General features: G+C 53.3%; 15 protein-coding genes. 10 read left to right on the top strand and 5 right to left on the bottom strand.

The annotated features are described in order from the left end of the window. On the bottom strand, window positions 1–782 hold a 782-nt coding region (locus tag V7676_RS17095), incomplete at its 3' end, for an ArdC family protein (protein WP_335660808.1). Between the two features lie 798 nt (window positions 783–1,580). Here V7676_RS17095 and V7676_RS17100 point away from each other — a divergent pair. The 5 genes from V7676_RS17100 (at window position 1,581) to V7676_RS17120 (ending at window position 8,448) form a co-directional block, all read left to right on the top strand. Next, on the top strand, window positions 1,581–2,048 hold the full coding sequence (locus tag V7676_RS17100) for a mobile mystery protein A (protein WP_335660809.1): 468 nt from the start codon (window positions 1,581–1,583) through the stop codon (window positions 2,046–2,048). After that, window positions 2,045–2,638 (top strand): mobile mystery protein B, encoded by a 594-nt coding sequence (locus V7676_RS17105; RefSeq protein ID WP_335660810.1) that lies wholly within the window; start codon window positions 2,045–2,047, stop codon window positions 2,636–2,638. Before V7676_RS17100 ends, V7676_RS17105 begins: the two co-directional genes overlap by 4 nt. Before the next feature lie 352 nt (window positions 2,639–2,990). Next, window positions 2,991–4,400 carry a hypothetical protein gene (locus tag V7676_RS17110; RefSeq protein ID WP_335660811.1) on the top strand — a complete coding sequence of 470 codons (1,410 nt, stop codon included), beginning with the start codon at window positions 2,991–2,993 and terminating at the stop codon, window positions 4,398–4,400. Continuing rightward, on the top strand, window positions 4,390–6,834 hold the full coding sequence (locus V7676_RS17115; RefSeq protein WP_335660812.1) for a hypothetical protein: 2,445 nt from the start codon (window positions 4,390–4,392) through the stop codon (window positions 6,832–6,834). Before V7676_RS17110 ends, V7676_RS17115 begins: the two co-directional genes overlap by 11 nt. Window positions 6,835–6,864: 30 nt before the next feature. Beyond that, window positions 6,865–8,448 (top strand): hypothetical protein, encoded by a 1,584-nt coding sequence (locus V7676_RS17120; protein WP_335660813.1) that lies wholly within the window; start codon window positions 6,865–6,867, stop codon window positions 8,446–8,448. A gap of 8 nt (window positions 8,449–8,456) precedes the next feature. Here the strand turns inward: V7676_RS17120 and V7676_RS17125 are convergent, their stop codons facing one another. Further along, window positions 8,457–10,064 carry a hypothetical protein gene (locus V7676_RS17125; RefSeq protein WP_335660814.1) on the bottom strand — a complete coding sequence of 536 codons (1,608 nt, stop codon included), beginning with the start codon at window positions 10,062–10,064 and terminating at the stop codon, window positions 8,457–8,459. A gap of 147 nt (window positions 10,065–10,211) precedes the next feature. On the opposite strand from V7676_RS17125, the gene V7676_RS17130 reads away from it, so the two are divergent. From V7676_RS17130 to V7676_RS17150, 5 genes are all read left to right on the top strand, one after another. Beyond that, window positions 10,212–11,237, top strand: a complete 1,026-nt coding sequence (locus V7676_RS17130; RefSeq protein WP_335660815.1) for a DUF4238 domain-containing protein — start codon at window positions 10,212–10,214, stop codon at window positions 11,235–11,237. A 160-nt stretch (window positions 11,238–11,397) separates the two neighbouring features. Next, window positions 11,398–12,450, top strand: coding sequence for a type IV toxin-antitoxin system AbiEi family antitoxin (locus tag V7676_RS17135; protein WP_335660816.1), 1,053 nt, complete (start codon window positions 11,398–11,400; stop codon window positions 12,448–12,450). Then, a complete protein-coding gene (locus V7676_RS17140; protein WP_335660817.1) occupies window positions 12,441–13,304 on the top strand; it encodes a hypothetical protein in 864 nt (287 codons plus the stop codon). Before V7676_RS17135 ends, V7676_RS17140 begins: the two co-directional genes overlap by 10 nt. Continuing rightward, window positions 13,305–15,431 carry a tetratricopeptide repeat protein gene (locus V7676_RS17145; RefSeq protein WP_335660818.1) on the top strand — a complete coding sequence of 709 codons (2,127 nt, stop codon included), beginning with the start codon at window positions 13,305–13,307 and terminating at the stop codon, window positions 15,429–15,431. 730 nt (window positions 15,432–16,161) lie between these two features. Beyond that, window positions 16,162–17,244 carry a PIN domain-containing protein gene (locus V7676_RS17150; RefSeq protein ID WP_335660835.1) on the top strand — a complete coding sequence of 361 codons (1,083 nt, stop codon included), beginning with the start codon at window positions 16,162–16,164 and terminating at the stop codon, window positions 17,242–17,244. 769 nt (window positions 17,245–18,013) lie between these two features. Here the strand turns inward: V7676_RS17150 and V7676_RS17155 are convergent. From V7676_RS17155 to V7676_RS17165, 3 genes are read right to left on the bottom strand one after another with little or no spacing between them, the layout of a single operon-like run. Then, window positions 18,014–18,808, bottom strand: a complete 795-nt coding sequence (locus V7676_RS17155) for an META domain-containing protein (RefSeq protein WP_335660819.1) — start codon at window positions 18,806–18,808, stop codon at window positions 18,014–18,016. A gap of 16 nt (window positions 18,809–18,824) precedes the next feature. After that, window positions 18,825–19,631, bottom strand: a complete 807-nt coding sequence (locus V7676_RS17160) for a hypothetical protein (RefSeq protein ID WP_335660820.1) — start codon at window positions 19,629–19,631, stop codon at window positions 18,825–18,827. A gap of 11 nt (window positions 19,632–19,642) precedes the next feature. Next, the gene (locus tag V7676_RS17165) at window positions 19,643–20,380 is read right to left on the bottom strand and encodes an META domain-containing protein (RefSeq protein ID WP_335660821.1); all 738 of its coding nucleotides are present in this window, start codon (window positions 20,378–20,380) and stop codon (window positions 19,643–19,645) included. Window positions 20,381–20,434: the final 54 nt, after the last annotated feature.

Here is a 20,434-nt window from a genome sequence, read left to right on the forward strand (position 1 = left end):
ATGGTCAAAGCCCGGAAATTAAACCCCCAGTGGAGGCTATGCGGCATAATCCCGGTTACGGCATTATGGCCAAGTTCGTGCAAAGCCGTGCGGTAATAGTCGATCTGGTGAGCGAATGCCGGTTGCGGCGGAACCTCCACAAAATCCGCGCCCACATTGTAAAAGGCTTTGGTCCCGCCCGTCCGAAAATCCGCCTCTGTTGCCGCAATCAGAGCCTCGGCCTGATCATGCAACTCACGCTCCGGCAAAGGCGCGGGTTCAGCAGTCAACCGCTCGGGCAAGCCATCGCACTGCGCGGCGTTGAATACGGTAAAGCGTTTGAGAAAAGGAATCGAGCGAGGTTTATTGCCCTCGCCTTCTCGCTTGCTGTCCTCGTCGGGGGTGAAGCGGTCGGCATAGAAGATCGTCCGGCCCTTCTCGCCCTTGCGGACGCATCCGCCAGCGGCCAAGGCTTGCCGGAATGTCAGCCAATCCTGCGAGGGATAGCCGCCATCAATGACAGCACCCCACAATATCAAAATATTGATGCCCGAATAGTGCCGCCCCGAAATCGCATTGCGCGGCAATCCGGTTACGGCGTTGCCGCTGTTCCAAGGCTTCACCCAAGGAAAAACGCCTTCCTCAAGCTGCGCGACAATCTGCGCGGTCACTTCATCATAAAGTGACACTTTAGTCGCGGCCCTGCCGCCTCGGCGCGATTTATGCGCCGCGCGCGAAGCGCGCTTGGCCTTCGCATTCCTGCCCGTGCCGCTATCCGACACCCTAGAATTTTCATGCAACATAACCGCCTCCATCACCCCAAAACTGCCGCAACCGGCCCCGGAGAGGCGGGGTGGGCGGCAAGAGCGACCAGAAAGGCCCGCATCAAGCGGTCAGGCGCACAGAATTGCTTATTTGACTGCATTGAAAAGCAGTCGCTGGGCTGAAACAAAGTGGAAGACCCCGCCCGAAGGGCGGGGTTGCGCCTGAGCGCGGCGGGCCTAGCCGGGAGCGCCGCCCACCCCGACTCTTCGGAGCCGGAAAACAACGCCGGCGCCTCTGCGCCGTCCTTATCAATCGCTATCCATCGCGATCCTCTCATCCGCGAAGCGGCCTAAACAAGAACGGCACCCTTGCACGGCGCGACGCCGCGCGGTGATGTGCGCCAGCGCCCACCGCGCAAGGAGAGAGGCAAGAGTGCCTGCGGGTCAGAACAAAAAAGCCGCACCCTCAAGGAGCGAAGCGGGAAAGAGTGCGTCCTTAAAAAATCCCGCTCATTATCCGGGGCGTTGCGGGGTGTCCCCGCAGAAGGGGTAGCCGGAGACAGCGCAGCGGCTCCGGCTCAGGGGAAGGCCTTCCCCCAACCACAATTTCACACAATGTTCCTGAAACCTTCTACCTCTGTCAGGGAACAAGCCACGCTCCTCTGCATGATACAAAAGCTCACAGTCCAGCCCCGGAGATTGGCGGTTTCATATCAAGGCACGCTCATAATCAAATATCTATATATGTTCATTTTTCACAATATCTAATATCTAAATATGTTCAATAATTATTGATTTGAACATTTATAAGTGTTAGACAGGAGTCGGAGATTAGATATGTCAAATGCAAAAAGAGCCGGGCTCGCCCGCAAAAACCTCGATAAACGCCTGGGTTTTCTGCGTGATACAAATCTTACCAGACCGCCAGGCGGCTGGATACGTGCCATTCGCGATGCGCTGGGCATGTCGAGCCGTCAGCTTGCCAGCAGACTGGGGTTTTCCCAGTCGCGCATCACCCCGCTTGAACGGGCCGAAGCGCATGGCGGAGCCACACTAAAAACGCTGAGAGAAGCGGCTGAAGCGCTGGATTGCACGCTGGTTTATGCATTTGTTCCCAATAAGCCGCTCGATCAGATCGTAGAGGATCGCGCGCGCAGCAAAGCCCATGACCAGATCGGCACCATATCGCATGGTATGCTGCTGGAAAATCAGTCAATGACCAAAGCGCAAATGAACGAAGAACTCGAACGCATGACCAGAGACATTCTGGCAGAACCGATTAGCCATTTATGGGATGATGAATGACCGATCCGCTGTTTGATGGTGATGATGAAGCCAACACACCTTTAACAGAGGAAGAGCGTGAACAGCTAATCCCGACCTATATCACCCTGCGCAGCGAGCTCAACGAAGCCGAGCAGATCAACATTACCGAGGCAAGCCGCTGGTACGGGCGAAAGCGCAATGCCGATATACTCGATGATGCGCTGCTCAAGGAACTGCACAAACAGATGTTCGGGCAGGTCTGGAAATGGGCGGGCAAATATCGCCAGAGCCCGCGCAACATCGGGATTGATGCCTACCTGATCCCAACCGAAATGCGCCAGCTTGTCGATAATGTCCGGTTCTGGACAGAGAATGAAACCTACCCGCCCGATGAAATCGCGGTCCGGTTCAGCCACCAGCTTGTCTCCATTCATCCCTTCCCCAACGGCAATGGACGCCATTCCCGCATGGCAGGAGATTATCTCGCGATGCAACTGGGCCAGCCCCCATTTACATGGGGGCGAACAAGCCTGACCGATGCCAGCGCAACCCGCAAAGCCTATATCGCAGCATTACAGGCAGCGGACCGTGAGGACATCAAGCCGCTATTGAAATTTGCACGGGATTAGTGCGAGCCTCAGCTACGATCATCCAATTGATACAAAACCTCGCAGTTCAGCTCGCGAGATTGGCGGTTTTATATCAAGACAGACGGAAAAGGCAGCTTAATGGAGCAAGCGCGCGCCGACCAGATAGCAAATCTGAACTTGGCGGAAGTTTATTCAGGAAAATCAGAAAGAAAGTGATCAGTTGCACATGATTTACTTTGCGACATAGATACGAAAACGGAGAAGTAGGGGGAATATGTCAGAAATAGCCAATTGGACGAAACCGGGCAGCTTTTCTGCTGGACGTGATCCGCTCGGTTTTCAAGCGGCGTCGGTTCGGCTTTACACTTCGCTTGTTCCGGGGCTTACAAATGTGACCAACCGGCTTCGATACTACTCGTTCTATTGCTGGGTTTTATGGCAATTCGAGCAAATTCACCACACCTCCAAAGAAGAAAAATGGATACCCTTCATCCGGCGTTCGGAAGCAGCAATTGCACTGGCTTGCCTTATCGGTGATCCCGCCAAAGCCGCTGGCATGGCTGGTTCAGATTGGTGGCGCAATGCCGCAGCTGATTCTTCAGTAAAAAAATTCGACCTCATCAAACCGACAAACCGCCCAGGAAAAGATGGACAATACCTAAAAGCCAAGTTTGGGAATTTCGGCCAATTTTACACCGCAAGTATGCTGGAAATGAAACTGATTGAAAGAGTCGATGACGACTCTCCTCGCGTATTTGGTGTTACGGAAGCTGCCGGTAAAGCCCTTGGATTGGCAGTTCAGGAAGAACATCCAAAAGCCTGCGAGCTATTTTTGAAGGCCGTGCAAACAGGCGGTATATCAAGGCAAGATTGTGAAAAAATTTCCGAGGCACTTCACCCTTCGTATCTCGACCCGAATAGTGAAGAGGGCCGTTTGTTGAAAGAATTTATACAAGGAGGGCGGGAGGAAGATCCTACCTCTGAACCAAGGCGCATTACGTTGCGCAATATGTTAGCTGTCGTTGCTAACGCAGAAGGAGGATTCGATCTGCGTCGAGAACTATATGTGCAGTCAGGAAGGCTTGGTGAAGCTCCGCAAGCCGTTGAAAACTTAACGGAGTGGCGGGCATATTTTGTCAACGAATTTTGCCATATCGCGCTCGAAGTCTGGGTTAATGCGATTGTCGGGCTCTCAGACCAGCTCAAAGAACCCTCGCCGGTGGAAAAATTGGCAAACAACCTCGCATCAATCGCCATTCCGGACGCTAAGGTTTCCACCGCGAGTTTCGCCAAGAAGCTAGCTCTAAAAGACCTTGAATCAGAACATGATCTAGGATCGGAATTAGTGGCTGTAACTTCAACCAAGAAGCGCCCAGACGCAGAAGCTATCGCTGGCAGCGCCAAGCTCCTGCTCTCCCTTTGGCTGCGATGGACCGGTGAAGCCGAAGTCCGTGACAAATTGACCTTGGTAACAACCGAAGGCCGGTCGGCGGAAGGTGTTTTCAAATTTTTGGATATCAACCAGAATGCCAATGCCAGAGAAACTATTGCCGACCTGATCAAGAAATTTGTGGTCTCAAACCATCTAATGATCGCAGGTCAGAAACTCGCAACGGGCGGACGTTTTACCTATCGGTTCTTGCTTGACGATGGTTGTTTGGTGGATGGCGAATACGGAGAATACACCTACACAACGCCAAGGATTTTCAATCTGCTGACTTTTGCTCAGGATGCCAATTTGGTCGATCCGGAATCGGGAAAAATTACTGCCGCAGGTACGGAATTTCTTAATGCCGCATAGCCTCTTTGATGACTTCAAGCAGGGAGGCTACCACAGTTCTATTCTCTCAACGTTTAGCGTCGATCCGGCCTTTTACGATTCGAGTTTACAGCTGAGGTTGCGCGGGATGGGATGCCAGAACAACCTGCTCATTGCAGATGCATCGATGCTAAATCAATCGCTTGAAACGATCCCGGACGCATTCCTGCATGCAGGTCGAAAGTACTTAATTGCCCCAATTGCGACAACAGCATGTTTCCATCCAAAATTGGCCCTGCGCTATGGCAAAGCCAAAGCCAGACTAATAATCGGGTCTGCGAACGTTACCGCCGCCGGTTGGGCGGGCAATCTTGAAATGGTGTCCGCATTAACATGGCAAGCTCGGGATCAGGGCGATGACAATGAAATCAGCCGAACGCTGATCGTCCGGGCACACAACTGGTTAGCGTCATTGCTCGAAGCAAATGATGATAGCAAACTGGCCTATAAGCTTGAGCTAATTCATAGCCAATCGCCATGGATCAATGATGAAATGCTGGAGGGTGATAACCCATTCCGATTGTCCGATGGATCGGAGATAGACCTGTTGCTTTCCGACCCGTCCAGCACGGCTGGGCTGAATGACAGGATGCTCAGTCTTATCGACGAGCCTATCGAAAGGCTGACCATTATTTCGCCCTATTGGGATGAGCAGCTTTCAGCATTGAAGCGCTTGAGCGCCGAAGTAGGCGACCCAGACTTGCGAATTTTTCTTTCTCTGAACAACCGAAGCGCATCTCGATCATCGACCTTTCCGGTGACGGCAATCGGCGATCTACTGTCACCGAAATTTCATCCCATTGGCTCCGCTGGCGATGTTACTGATCGCTTTCTCCATGCTAAAATGTTCCTTTTCCACGGTCAGGATCACGACTTCCTTTTTCTAGGTAGCGCGAATTGCACGGTCGCCGCATTGGGTGTTCCGGGTAGATCCGGGACTAACCACGAATGCTTGCTTTACCGGAAGCTGGCTCGCGGAACCGTGAAAAAAATGTTGAAGCTCTCGTTCAAATCCAAAATTTCTATAGCGGACATCGCGGCACCGCCAGAAAAACTAAAAACAGCAACAGATACCGCCAGTTTTGCCGCCGGATCGGCAGAGCGCCGGGCCAACACGCTATTCTGGTTTCCTGCTCCAGATTTTTCTGGGTCTGCATCGTCCATTAAAGTGGGTCATTTGGTGCTTCAATTGTCTCAACGTTCAGACGGAGTTTGGCTCGCGGATATCGGCGAAGCCACCCTGGACTCAAATGTCGCTAGGATTTGCCTTGCCGATGGGCGCGTAAGCCGCCCGATGATCATCGCCAGTCCAGAAGAGTTGATGCGGTTCGCCCCATTTCCGATTGCCGATTCACTCCGCAGAAAGCTTGATGCTGTGCTGAACGGTGATGCTGATCTCATCGGCCTTGCGAGAGACATTCATCTCCTGCTCGAAGACGATGGCAAGATCGGCCCTTCGTTGGAACGAGTTCGCGCAGCTGGAGGGCGAAGCAACGCCCCAAGTGTCACTGGACGGGATTTTGCTACAGCAGAAGATTTTCGGAAAGCGCTAAATTTGACGGCTAGCATGAAATCGGCTGGCCTTGCTCATGGTGAAAATCCGGCTTTGCAATCTCTTCTCCAAATTGTCCTGCGCGGGATGGTCAATATCGATTCCATCGACAAAGTGGATGCAGATGATGCGGCAAGTGCCAAGGGGCTCGACCTTGGCGAAGATCAAGACGATACCGGACTGTCAGATAATGAAATAGTCCCATCGCCTTCAGAACCTAACAAAGAAATACCGCCGCAGGCGATTTCTGAAAGTGAGTTTCAGAGAAATCAGTCAGCGCTTTGGAGTGGGATTGAGCAGTTTCAAGACTTCCTTGCGCGATCAAAGGAAGCAGAAGCCGCGCTCGACTTGAACTTCGTCACGAGATCACTGTTCATGCTCTACCTCATGCTTCACGGTTGCACCAAGCAATACCAGATTGAGGACGGTGACACTAAGATTCTGATTCCGTTTTCTGGCGAAACAGGAGAAGATTTTCACGACAGCTTCCTGTTCGTCGCGGCGCAATCTATCGCTGCGATATGGGGGCCAGACTTTGCGCGGAGCCTTGTTAGCCGGCTGAACTTCAAAGCTGAATCCGACGCCCTGCCCATTCAGATTACAACGTTAACAATAATCACTCGTTGGGTACTAGCGGCCATTCTATCTGAAGTGCGAAGCATGAAAGAGCAAAAGTCATTGTGCGTGATACTCGAAACGCAAGTGCCAAAACTGTTTGCTGCGACGAGAGTGTTTCCCGAACTTGATCAAGATGAGATACTTGCGACAATCCGGCGAATGGAGGAAAACATCGGGATGGATGCGGATCAAGGGACAAGAATCAGGGGCACCTTGAATGAACTCGCGCATGAGTCCGTATCTTGAGCGATGATGTCACCTTCAAAAGGCGTCACTATGAGCCGTGAGGACATAGACCACTTTTCTCAAAAGGCTCGGCGCGATGCTATCGACATGCTGTTCGATACTCCTTGGATTACACTGTTCCGCTGTGAAGGAGAGGAAAGCTGGTTCAGCGGCCTGATCGCGCCAGAAAAAGCGCCAACGGCGCTCAAGGACTTTACGTGGGATTTGCATTGGGGAGACATGCGTCCTTCTATCGTCACTTACGGTCAGGGTGACGATGCTGAAATTCAATACGAGCGATTTCAAGATGATGGGTACGAGCCTATCATCATCGCTCGCGAGCGCGGCAGTGGTCCTTTTTTCGTTGAACTTGCAGAAGATGCGCGGCTGTTTCTCAACTTGTTTCCCGGCGAAAATGGCAGTTTGGTTCGCAGCGATTCAAATGGGGACGAGGAAACTGTGGTAACCGTCTCCCCGCAGGAAGTGCGAATACGCAAAGGTCCGTTGCTGGCTTACCTACAGGCGCGGCAGATGTACTTAGCCATCTACTTTGACCATATCGTCAAGTTGGAAGGCGTTGGCGATAACCCGTTGCCGGAGTCAGAGCGCTACGTGGATGTACGAGAAGCCGATCGTACTTGGAGCTTTGGCTCGATTGATGACATTGGCGCACCGCTTTCGCGCTTGTGCGGCAAAAGGCTGCTGGAACCACCAAAAAGGCAAACCCAGAGTCAACTTGATGCTGATAAAGACACATATGCCTCCTTCATCATCGGTGAAGATGATATGGGGAAAGCCAGAGAATACTCTGCCGACCCCGCTGGCCTTGCCAATCTATTTGGCAAGAACCGTGATGCCCCCAGTTATCTGACATCAGTTAGTTTCAAGCGACAAGTCCTCGACCGCTATTTTCACAATCCGGGGAAATATGAAGTCAGTGACGGGATGGTGCGCAACGATCCTCACTGGGTGTTGCGAATTGATGACGATCATAGTGACCGCGTCATCGTATTCTTAGGCGATCTTGGCAGAGATCTGCCATATTCTGAGCAATTGCACTGGCGTGCTCACAACATTCTACCGGACGGCACAATGAGCCGCACAGCGCAAAGCCGCAGTTTCGACGCACGCTTTGCCGATGGGGAGCAGCCAGAACACCGGTTCAAATCGGCCTATCAACGATTCAACGCAACTTGGTTAAAAATACATGGCTGGCCGCTGTTGCGACCGTTGGCAACCAGCGATAAACATTTGTTGACCAAGCTTCACGTTCCAACCGGCGACAATCCTGCCGAACTTGATGCGCAACTGGTGGGTCTCGCAAAAATCCTAATCGACAGCCTAAATGACGCCAAGTTGGATGAAAAACTTTCGACACAAGTGCCCGGTGAACGAAGCATTGCAAAACTGGAGCGCTATCTGACAAATATCAGCTATCCTCATGTGGAGCGGGACATCGCCGCGCTACGGACAATTCAAGGCCTGCGATCTACTGGCGCAGCCCATGCGCGAGGATCAAACTACGCCAAGGCGCTTAAGCGTAGCGGTTTAGTTGACCAACCAGCCCCCATCATTGTGAAGAAACTAATTGAGGACGCGATTACGATGCTAGATGGACTGGAAGGGATAGAGTAAGATTGTTCTTACCTAGTTGGCGCAGTTTCCCGCGCAAGATGGGCGTGCGTCATGGCAGCCGATGCCATGATTTGTACAAACAGGCGTTCAAGCTCTAACTGATCGTCCTCCGGAACCGGGACATGAACTGCGCCTCGAATGCGGTGCGCCATGATAAATCTGGCGGCGACTGCGCCAGATTCACCAGTATCACTTAACGCCGCGATTTGCGCTTTAAGTGCGGGCCAGTCCTTCATCAGGGCCGCATTGCGCGCCAGCGGGCTATTTGATTTGAGCAGCGGTTCGACGCTTGTTCCCGCCCATAGTTGTTTGAACATCATGTATAGTTGATTGCCCATTCCTCCCATTGCCCGCACGGCATGTTCCGTGGCCACCGCGATACTTTGCAGGTCGCTTGTCATACCGCTCAGCGGTGACGGGTCATCACCATCAAACGCATGACTTTCGAAGGACGAGAGCCGGAGGAAAAATCCATCCTGCCGTTCGTCTTCAAGAAATTGTGCAAATGCTTCAAGTTCACTATCGCTCACCGCACCGGGGCCGGAGTGAGGGAGCGACGGCCGCAACGTCATGACTATCTTCTGGCGCTGTTCAGCAGCCCAGTCGGGCCAGACCTGCCGCAATAATGGTCCGACCCGGCTCCCCGCCGGTCCAACCCGTTCGGCAATGTCTTCAAACATCATATCTTCTGCGAGTTGAATCATACGCACCGCCGCTGCCAGATGAATTTTATAAGCTTCAGCTATTAGCGGACGACCTTCCCGGTCCCATTCGCCCCATTGCCGACCCAGAAAACCGCACAGCACCAAAACATCTTCAACGCTGCATTCGTAACGCGCCATAGCCGCACGAGCAGCAGCGATACGTCCTGCGTGATACTCTGCTGTCTCGGGTTCGCTCAGTTGTATGCGGCCACCACCATGCCCCCTTGCAGCCCGCAAGAATGCAATTTCGCCTTCCTCGGAAGCCCAGATCGCGGCATCGAGCGGTGCGCGGTGTTCACTCAGTGCGCGCAGCGCCCGGCTCGGCGCAAATAGCTCAAATGCTGGACCGTCAGGTCTGTTGCCATTCCGAATAGCTTCGTGGGCCGCTTCGGCAATCTCGTCATCGGTCATATTGACGCGGAAGAAAATCCCCATATCTGCGATTTCGGCAGCGGCAAGAACTTGCCACGCGGTATAAAAATCGCGGACATGGTTGCGGTCATAGCAGACTTCATCGCGTGCATTTCCCACCGAAAAACGCCGCTCACTGCGCGGTGTGAAACTCTGGCTTTCCTGCGTTTGCAGAAATGGCACCCAGCGAGGATCAGGGTCATCGAAAGGGTGCGGTGCATTATCACGGGCACCGCGCATTCCGCTACGCGACAAAGCCCTATCGAGACTTTCGGCGGCATCCAGTAAATCACCATCCGGGGCCATTGGATCGCGCATCTCTCCCGCCCATTCGTGACCTTCACGCCACCAGCGACGGGCAATCTCTTCGGGCCACGCCAGGCGCAAAATAGGGGTAATCAGTCCGGTGCTTTCAAACCAATCGAACAGATCATCGCCGTGAAAGCTGCCCCGATAGGCGCGAAGCTGTTTCAACTCATCGCGAAAATCGTTCGCAGTCAAGTAACGCCGAAGTCTAAGATTAACACGGTCTTTCATCATGGCTATATAGGAAACAGCGCGCCGGGATTCGAGGCTTTAATCCTGCGCATTATGCGTTTGAATGAGAAGAGATTGTAGAAAACTCGCCCATCCCTCATTGTCGGCGGTATGATCACTGGGAATTCACATCAACAGTCTGGCGAACGCAAGCGCCACCATTTTGTCTCCGTCACCTATTTGAATAGCTGGGCCGAGGAAGCAGGAAGGCTCCATGCCTATCGCAGCGATAATCCAACCGATCCCCTGCATATCCGACCAAAAGAGATAGGCTTCGAAAATTACTATTATAGCCAGATCCGTGAAGATGGATCGCGGGATAATGACAGTTTCGAGGATTTATTTGGAACAGTGGAAACGCACTGGCCGAAGGTTGTGAATTCGTTGAATGCCGAAAGGTTTGACCGCAATTGTCTCCACTATCTCTATGCGATGATGACAATGATGCGGACTCGTGTTCCAGCAGCACGCGATTTTCAGGAATCGCTTATGGCGCTAGAGACACGGACGAGCTTTAAGGCATTTGCCGATATGGGTAAGCTGCCCGAGAAGATGAAACGCTATGAGAACGAGCTCGATACTGTCGAGGTGACAATAGACCGGCAACGGACACTTGGCACGATGAGCGAAGATATGCGGCGTTTCGGTGATATGACGCGGCTACTCGGTTTTGAGATCCTGCGCGATGACACAGGAACGGGCTTTCTGACATCAGACAATCCGGTGCTCTATTTTGATCCTTCCGATCCGGGTATTCGTCACCCTTATATAGAAAACAGCAGAATTGAGCTCTTTTTCCCGCTCACACCAGTCCATGTCTTGCATGGGGCTACACGGTTGCGGCGTCTCGGTCAGGTGCCGCCGGTTCGCGGAATTTCAGATGTTAAGAAAATCCAAAAGATCAATCGCCACACATCGCGTTTCGCCTATCGGCTCGCGTTTTCCAAGGACCGCGCGCATGATCAACTGGTTGAGCGTCACGCTGCGACATCACCGGTCTTTACAGCCCGCGTGGTGCGCACTCCCAAAAAGATTGACTATCATATAGCGCATAAATTTGGAGCTCGGCCAAATCTCCCCACTTTCAAGCCTGAGAACTGTGAGGATGGTTTATATGATGAGGATTTCGAATTTTAGATGCAAACCTCGATTTCCTTCTGCGTCTAACCTACGGACTTACCCCCTATCTGAACTGCTTGTGGATATAGAAGATTCTGCGATGAACGAAGAATCGCAAATTTAATTGCATTTTCACTGTTTCTGGTATATTCACCGAACGATGAAACACAGCGAAGCAATGAAAATTGAAGAAGAGGCCAGAAATGAGCTGGTTGCCCTGCTGTCGGCGATCGATGCGATCAAAATCATCAATATCAAACGCGAGCCAGCAAGCGAGGATGTCATCCTGGACTTCCTCGTGGAGCTGGAGCACGCCCGCAAAAAATATCACCTCGCGTGCGAAGTAAAATCGAATGGCCAGCCCCGGCACATCCGGAATGCCATATTCCAACTCCACCATTTCGCACGAAACTTCGGCAACACTGCCTATCCGGTCATCATAGCGCCCTACCTCTCGCCGAAGTCACAGGATTTATGCCGGGCTGAAAGATTCGGCTATCTCGACTTTGTCGGTAATGTGCATCTGGAATTTGGCTCGGTCTACATTGATCGCAAAACCGATGAGACACCGAAAGGCGAACAACGGTCGCTACGATCGATCTTCAAACCCAAAGCCGCCAATATCCTGCGCAATCTGCTGAACGATCCCGAACGGCGTTGGCGTGTTGCAAAGCTGGCGGAAACCGCCAATGCCAGCGTCGGGCATGTCAGTGAAGTCGGACAAGCTCTGCGCGAACGGGAATGGGCCGTGCAGTCAAGAAATGGCCTGTATCTGACCGATCCGGACGGTTTGCTCGATGCCTGGTCGCAAGAATACGAACAGCCGGACGGCGAACGTGTCGAGCTATACACGCACCTACATGGCAGCGCCTTGATCAACACAATCGAAGAATTGATGGCCGATTATCCCGATCCCAAAATCGTATTCGGTTCCTACACCGCTGCAGACTGGCTCGGCCCCTATGCCCGAGCAGGAAAAACCTATCTCTATGCCGACGAACGCGGCCTTGGTGCATTGCAGAAACGCCTTAACCTGCAGCAACCGCTTAAGGGGCCGAACATAGAGATTTGCGTGCCGAATGAAGATGGCGTGCTCAACGATATCGAGCGGTTCAGCAAGCACGTCATTTGCACCAGCGCCGTGCAAACCTACCTTGATCTCATGAACTCGGGTGAACGGGGCCGCGAAGCTGCCGAGCATCTGCGGAAAGCGAAGTTGCAATGGCAGTAAACAAAGAACCGCAGTCGGCAACGGATTATCAAGACCGCACGACCGAGGCGGTCAAATCGGTCATAGTCGAGCTTGGGCAGATATTGGGAAGCTACAAGGGTAAGTTTGCCATCATCGGGGGATCGGTGCCGTGGTTGCTGCTCGATCAGGAAGACATGCCGCATGTCGGTACGATCGATGTTGACCTTGGACTGGACCCGGTCGCGTTGGCTGATGGCGAGTATGCTCTGCTTGTCGAAGAGCTGCTCGGACAGGGATATCTGCAATCCAAACATCTCCAGCGCTTCCAGCTCATGCGCCCGATCAAACCCAAAGACGGTTCGGCAACGATCAATGTGATTGTCGATTTCCTGATGCCAAAGGATGCCGTGCTGGCAAAGAACGGCCCCAAATTCATTGAGAATTTTGCCGTTCAAAAAGCAGACGGCGCGGATCTCGCCATCGCATTTCATGAGTTCATCAAGGTCGAAGGTGACATGCCGACGGGCGGAAAGAACCGCGTCGAAATCGCCGTCTGCACCATCCCCGCATTGCTGGCGATGAAAGGTCACGCGCTCAACGGTCGCCACAAACAAAAAGACGCCTATGATGTCTATTATTGCATCCGCAACTACCCCGATGGAATAGACGCGTTAGCCGAGGAATGTCAGCCGGTTCTGGCGGAATCCAGCGGCGCAGAAGGCTATCAGGCCATCAACGAAAAGTTCGAGGCCATCGACAGCTATGGTCCGACAAGTGTCTGCAATTTCGTGGCTGAAACCGACATCCTCGGAGAGCGCAGCGCCGATGAATGGCAGCAGGACGCATTTGGTCAAATCGATGCGTGGCTCAGGGCGCTCGGATTGCGAAAATAAATGCCTGCATCAAATATTATCGGAATCCCTTCCGACGACAAAGACTTCGAAGAAAATTGTGTCATCCTGTTTGCCGGGCTGCTGAGCGATCCCAATGTCAAGCTGGTCGGAACAAGAGGCAAGGCGCAGTCCGGGCTCGACATTACCGGACGCCGCGACCGCGACCCCAACCAGCCTGTCGGTATCCAGTGCAAACTGATTACCCGCGGGGGCAAGCTGACCGAGAAGATCATTCGCGATGAGACCAAACAGGCGCTGAATGTCACACCGCATTTGACCGAATATATCATCGTGACAACTGCGCGCGATGACCCACTCTATGACGAGATCGCAACCACGATATCGCAGGAACAAGCGGCATTGGGTCGCAAGATCGATGTCCAGGTCTGGGGCTGGGATACACTGGAGCCCAAGATACGTGCCGACAAGGCAACACTGGATGCCTTCGATCCCGGTCACAGTGCCTCAACCGACCGCCTAATAGAGCTCGGCGAAGAATCTTTGCAGAGCCATGACCGACTCCAAGGCACCGCTGATCAGCTCGTCAGGATGCATGAACAAACCCAGGCCATGTTTGCTTCCGTTTCTCCGGATGCAGGACGTAGCGATGCTATGGATGAGCATTTGGATGCGCAGGTTGACGTCTATCGAGATATTCTCAATAGCGGGAAGCCTAAAACTGCACTCGACCTGCTCGAAAAGCTGCAGGACAAACTCACCGAAAATCATTCGAAGGCAATTCGCGCGCGCGTATGCGCGAACATCGGTCTGGCGCAGCAAAGGCTTGGCGATGAGAAAGCCGCCGGCGAGTTGCTCCTCAAGGCCTATGAAATCAATCCGGATGATCCGAAAGTAGCAACCAACCGGACGCTCGGACTGCAATTGCTCGGTCGGTTCGAAGAATCCGTTGAATGGGCCAAGGCCCGATTGGAAGCCGATCCGGCCGACGAGTTCGCGGCTGGTTTTATGTTTCAAGCAGCTACGTTGATGGACGATCCGCCCGATCCCTATCAGCTGGTCCCGGCTGACCTGCTCACAAACTCGACGGTCCGGCTATACTGCTGCAACTTTCTGAGATCTGCTGGTCGGATAGAGGATTGGCAGGATCTGGCCATTCAGACTTGGGAAGATGATCCCAGCGATTCCGGGGCAGCACGCAGCGCTGCCGAAGCGCTGCTAGAAAAAGCGATTGGCGATGGAGAATTTGAGCGTTCATCGCTCCTGACATCCGAACGTCTCGGATATCTCAAACAGGCGCAGGAACTGCTGCAAAAAGCCTGGGATGAGGCACGGGGTTTTGAAAACGCCGATCAAAACACCTATCTGGTCGTCGGCTGCAATCTTGTCACAGCCTATCGCGCGCTGAAAGACTATGAGAATGCCGAGCGGATCGGCAATGAGATGCTCGCGGTTAATCCGAACGATATCGAAGCACGCGCTGTTTGTGTCCAGGTCGCAAGCGATCAGAACAACCAGCAGAAAGCTCTCGAGCTTGTCGAGCCATTGCCAGACGGGCTCGACAAAACCTCGATGATCTTGCATATCTGGTCGGCGATACCCGACTGGCAGGCAATCCTGGATTACGCCTCCGATGAGCGGCGCGCGCAGCTCAACGAGAAGCTCAAAGAGCAATATGACACGATGGTCTTCCGCGCCAAACATGCGCACAACGAAACGCTGAACCCGGCGTTAGACGCGGACAATTTGCTTAAGCGGTGGCCTGAATCGATAGCCATTCATGTTGCAATTGCCGATGTCTACCGGCGCTCCGACCGCGAAAAATTCGAGGAAGTCTTCGAGAAGGCGCGGACACTGCTTAGCAGCAAGATCAACTTTGGGCACCGCGCGATGTTCGCCCATCTGTCCCACCTCGAAGAGCGATGGGACGCCGTGATCGAAGCGCTGGACGGTTATGTTGCCATCGATGTCGAAACCGAACCACTGGCGCGGTTTGGCATTGGCTTTTGCCAATGCCAAACCGCGCTCCCGTTCGAGCCAGTTTTTCAAATCGCTTACGCCGCAACTGCTGGCATCTTCCCGCTACGCCAGACTGGCGGGCGCGGCAGAACATGGCCGCGGCGACGTCAAGGCTGCCGAGCGATATCTGAGAGCCGCCATTGCCGATGATCCAACTGATCTTCGGGCGCATCTGTTGTTGCAGAGCGCTCTGGAAAGAAGCAACCATTCCAACAAGGCCTCACTTCATATTTGCGGCCTAGATGAAACGAATATGGTTGGTCATCCGCTCGACAAGCTGCGTCTGGCGCAGCTGCTACGGCGCTTTGGAGCGACTGAACGAGCCCTCAAATTGGGCTTTGAAATTGCATCGACCAATCGGGGCGACGGAGAAATCGTCTCATCCTATCCGGGCCTGATTTTTGCTGACGACAAGATGCCGTCGCATATCGGCAGAGCTGGCCCGGCCAAGGAGGGTTTCTGGTTCAGGCTTGCAGGTGAGGAAGGCGAGAAGGATGTCGAAGGCATATTATCTGACAAATCCGCAAGCGGGATCAGCAACTTTGCAGCTGGTCATGCCTTAGCAGAGGCGCTGCAGGGCAAAAAAGTTGGCGATGAGCTAACCCTGCCGCAGAACATGGGACCGGACCTCAAATACAAGGTCGCGGAGCTGAAACACAAATATATCTGGCTGCTGCACGATATCATGGCCACGCATGGGTCTCGCTTTCCCGAAGAAAATACGATGTTTTCGCTGACCGTGAAGGATGGGGATACCAAACCCGTTCTCGACATGGTCAAGGACAGTGATGAACGTGGTCGGTCGATTATCGACATGTATCTTGAAAACCCCCTGCCCTTGAGCGCGGTCGCACCGATGGTCCGAAAGAAGGTCATCCAGATGGCCGATCATCTCGCAGTCATCGGCGAAGATGTGCGCACATGTACCGGTTTACAGCAGGAACGCATTGATGCCGAAAAACACGCGGCAGATGGAAAAGCCAAAGGCGCGGTGCTCGACATACTGACCGTTTGGCGCGCACATTGCCTGGATCTGCTAGCACCGCTCAAGGAGTGGTTTGGCGAACTCTATATTCCGCAATCCGTATTTGACGAACTGCTCGAAATGCGAGCCGAGGCTGAATTCAACAGCAAACGCGAATTTATGACGATCGGCCATAATGATGACGGGCAGGCATATCGCACGATTCACACGGTAGAAGACGGTCAAGCTGCAGTTGCGGCAATCGACGCAGCAATTTCCGAAGTTCAAGAACATTGCACAGCTATGCCCGTCGACCAAACCGATGATCTCGATCTGGGATCGCAGCTCACCGACTTTGATGCCGGACTTCTGATCGATCCTATCCTGCTGGCCCGTTCGCAGGATTGTCTGCTGTTGTCCGACGAACTCAACGTGCGTCAACTCGCCGCTCAATATAGCGTGGAGAAGAGTGTATGGCTTCAAACGGTCGCCAAAAACCTGGCCGCTAACGATATCATTCCCATGGAGTTTTATAACCTATCGGTTGCCCGCCTTGCTGTCAGCCGGCACGGACATGTATCACTCGATGCGCATGTATTGACCGGAATACTGACAAGCGAGCATGAATATGCATTCGAATATTTTCAGGCTGCCATCCGTTATATCGGCGGACCCAAGGCAGAGATGATCTCGCATATCGAGACGGTAAAGAATTTCATGCTCTTGATCTGGGGCACCGACCTGCCGGATTGGCAGAAAGGACGCGCAATCGGCCTGATCATCACCAGGCTCATAAAAGAACGACCGGACTGGCTTGCTGCCTTACATGTTCTCGAACTCCAGCTGAGAGAACTGACAAGACGTTCATATGCCGCTGAACATGCATGTGACTACATGATCGACTGGCTGCGCGGGCACTTCATCGATTTGACACTCGTGCGCGCCGATCCATTGGCGAAGCCCAAAAAGAAGCACAGGAAACTGAAAAAGCGAAAATAGCCGCTTAATGTGCTTACCTTGCGCGGCGTAAATTTCGTGGCGATGGCCAAATCCCGTCCGGGATTTCTATGGCCAATATGACAATACTCTTCGATTGTCATTTCGCGAGAGCGGAGCGCGGGACGTGCGTCCCCGAGCGATCCGCTAATGCAGGCTCCTACCCACCGTTCGGTGGGCCTATCGGAGCCTGCTAATTTAGATGGTGCGGGCGGTGGGAATCGAACCCACACTCCTTGCGGAACGGGATTTTGAGTGGGACGAGACAACCGTAAGCTTCTGATAACAAGATATAATTTTTTGGTCAAGTCAAATTTGTGTAAGGTTTTGTGTAAGTGTGTAAGACATGTGTAAGGTAATCCCACAAAAAGTGGGACGCGCCTGCGATGGACAGAGCGTCCTTTGCAATCCCCTGCTCCACTATTTAGATAGAATGTTGATGTATCGCGATGACGGCGTTTGAGTTTGGCTGATCGCTGCGTCAAAAGCGGACTGTCGGCTTTTAGACGATCACTACCAATCAACCGTTGTCGAATGACCGAAACTGGGGCGGGAAGCGGTAATTCCAAAAGCCAAAATCGAACGGCTGCATTTGGGCCGTTTGTTGACAGTCCGCTTTCAGCGAACTCCAGCTTGCAAGCCGCCATTCCGCTAACGACCCAAATCCGGACGCATATTCAGCTACGGGAGACAAGTGGACCTATGTGTGGTGTTTGCCACTAGGCTCTAATAGACTCAGACTGTTCTGTAGTGGGAGAAGACGTGATAGAGCTTACCGTTTCTCCATTGCTAGAGAGCCTCTGGCCGAATTAATCACCATCTGATCGCTGCTATTGAAGCCGAACGATATCGCGTCATCGATGACATCGGCAAATTTCTTCTCCTGATCGCTCAGACCTCTTGCGCACATTGGTCGCGGATCCCCTTTTTCATCCAGCAATGGTGCGCCCGTCGTTTTTAGCGCAGCATCGCGTAATTCATAATCCCAACGAAATGTGATGCATTGAGATGTCGCTTGGATTTGGGATCCGTTTATCAGAACAGTAATTGTAGAATTTTCGGAATTTCGCGGTGCGCGTTCTCCGTTGATTGTTGCAACAGTCCAGCTACCTTCGGGACTAGCCCGAACCCGGCCAATCGACTTTCCGACCAGTTTGCGCCCGTTCTCGCCAGTCACCCACATTGTCTGGATGTTATCGTCAAATCCAAATTTAGGATAGCCGGACAGTATCTCCAGAATGTGCAGTTCCTGAACCGTCATGTCTTCTCCGCAGAAGTTGTCGGTCGCTTGGACTTGCAGATTGGTTTCCGGATCGCGCACATCAATCACACGGCTAAACTCGTTGCAGCCAGAATAGCCGGTTATGGTAGTCGCTCCATTACCGGAGTCTTGTGCAAAGCTGAGATAGGGTGCTGGCCGGGATGCAAACTCCGGAGATGGCTCCAGCACCGGCTGCCCAGCAATTTCAACGAAGCGATAGCTTCCATTGCCCATTACGCCGTTTTTCGGTTCTCTCTCCGTGCATGCAGTCAAACAAGCCAGAATGAGCACTGGAAATAGCTTCATCGGTATTCTCCTCCCGTCAAAAATTCCAAAACCGACTACAATCTATCGGGTCGTCGGTCGTTCTACCCAGACGCCGATCTGCTTCGCGCTGCGCATGGCGAATGGCGCATTGATTGGCCCGCGCGAGAATTTGCGGCGGCGTTGCGCCGCTTCGTTCTCCGTATCGGCGAAGCGCGGGATTGAACCGTTCGGGATATGCGAATGGATTAGACACAGTCGTAACCCCAACCATTTTGTTAGCCCTGCATATGGCGGCCACATCTTCGGGCGCATCATACGGCTCTGTAAACCAGCCGGTCTGGGCAGGCAGGCCAACCCGCACAGAGACAGTGGTGCCTGTATTGAAGGCAAGATAACCTTCAGGGTCCACGCTGATCCTTGTGCCAAACGGAAATTGGACAAGCGGGTCGTCGCTTCCTTCCCGGTCTAGGAAAAAGCAGCCGTCACGCAAAATGACGGTATGTTCGCTACCCAAGGACAGCACATCTCCGGCTGGTTCCTTGGCCCGGGGAAAAGCGCGGATATAATAGGAAAGCTCCGCCGGCATTGCCTCAGCCACAGGTCCACTCTGTTCCACCGTCACAGAATTACTGCTGTCGCCAGCCAGTGTCGAAAATGGTTTAGGGAGCGGAGCCTCTAGGATCGTAATTCGCCCGGTTGTCTCCTGCGTTGCGCCCGTCGGAATGGGCGCTGACTCCACGCAAGCCGCCTTGGCTTCGCCGCTTTGGAGAATGACTTTGCCATTCTCGTCAAAAGAGCAAAGCGGCACCTCTGTTGAGGTGTCGGCGCACGCCGCCAACCCTGCGAAAAGAATTAAAGGCATTGCGGCGCGCATCATTCGGCGCGGCCACCGGTCAGGACATGACCACCGCCCATAATAATTAGCTCGCCATTCTGTCCGACTAGATAGTGCGGATCTGACCTCATCAGCGCAGCAAACCGGTCATCAAGCGAGGCGTGATCCGCGCGGCAGTTCTGCTCGGTGGTGCCGATCTCGTCGGCGATGATAAGCCGATCATCACTACGCTTGAATGTGCCAAACAAAGTTGCGCAAGATGCTAAGCCGCGCCAGCCAGTAGTGGTGAATTCGAGGATGCGATCCTGAGGGCTCGAGCTTGCTTCTTTTTGGTCGATGAAGTTTATGCGCCAGCGAGTTGCAGCAATTGTCTGAGGCGCGGGGTCGGGGGAGAATGGCCCAAGCACGGACCGGTCGGCCAAAATCACCTCGTGATCAGATGTATGGATGCGTAATTCGTTACCCTCCTTAGTCACTGTCGGGTGGCCGAAGAGCAAGCCAGATAGCGCCTGCTCTTGCTCCGAAATATCCCCGCAATACATCGCCGTGCTCGACCAGCTATGTGCCGCAATACGCCCGTCGACATAGAGCGAGAGAGCGCCGAAACTGTTGCAACCAAGATTCCCGCCGATACTGGTGCGCGCCAGCGAAAGTTGTGGCGGCTTCCCATCGCGAAGGTTTGCGGGGAGCGTCTCGCCGTCGATGCTCACCACACGCCATTGGCCTTCGAAGTCAATTATCGACGGTGCCGTGTCGTGCTCTGCTTGCTTAGGCATATCACTGTTATCTCTCGGGGCCGATTGGCCACAAGACGCCAGCGCGAGGGCGAG

This window comes from Parasphingorhabdus sp., from assembly GCF_036963805.1.
Taxonomy (GTDB): Bacteria; Pseudomonadota; Alphaproteobacteria; order Sphingomonadales; family Sphingomonadaceae; genus Parasphingorhabdus.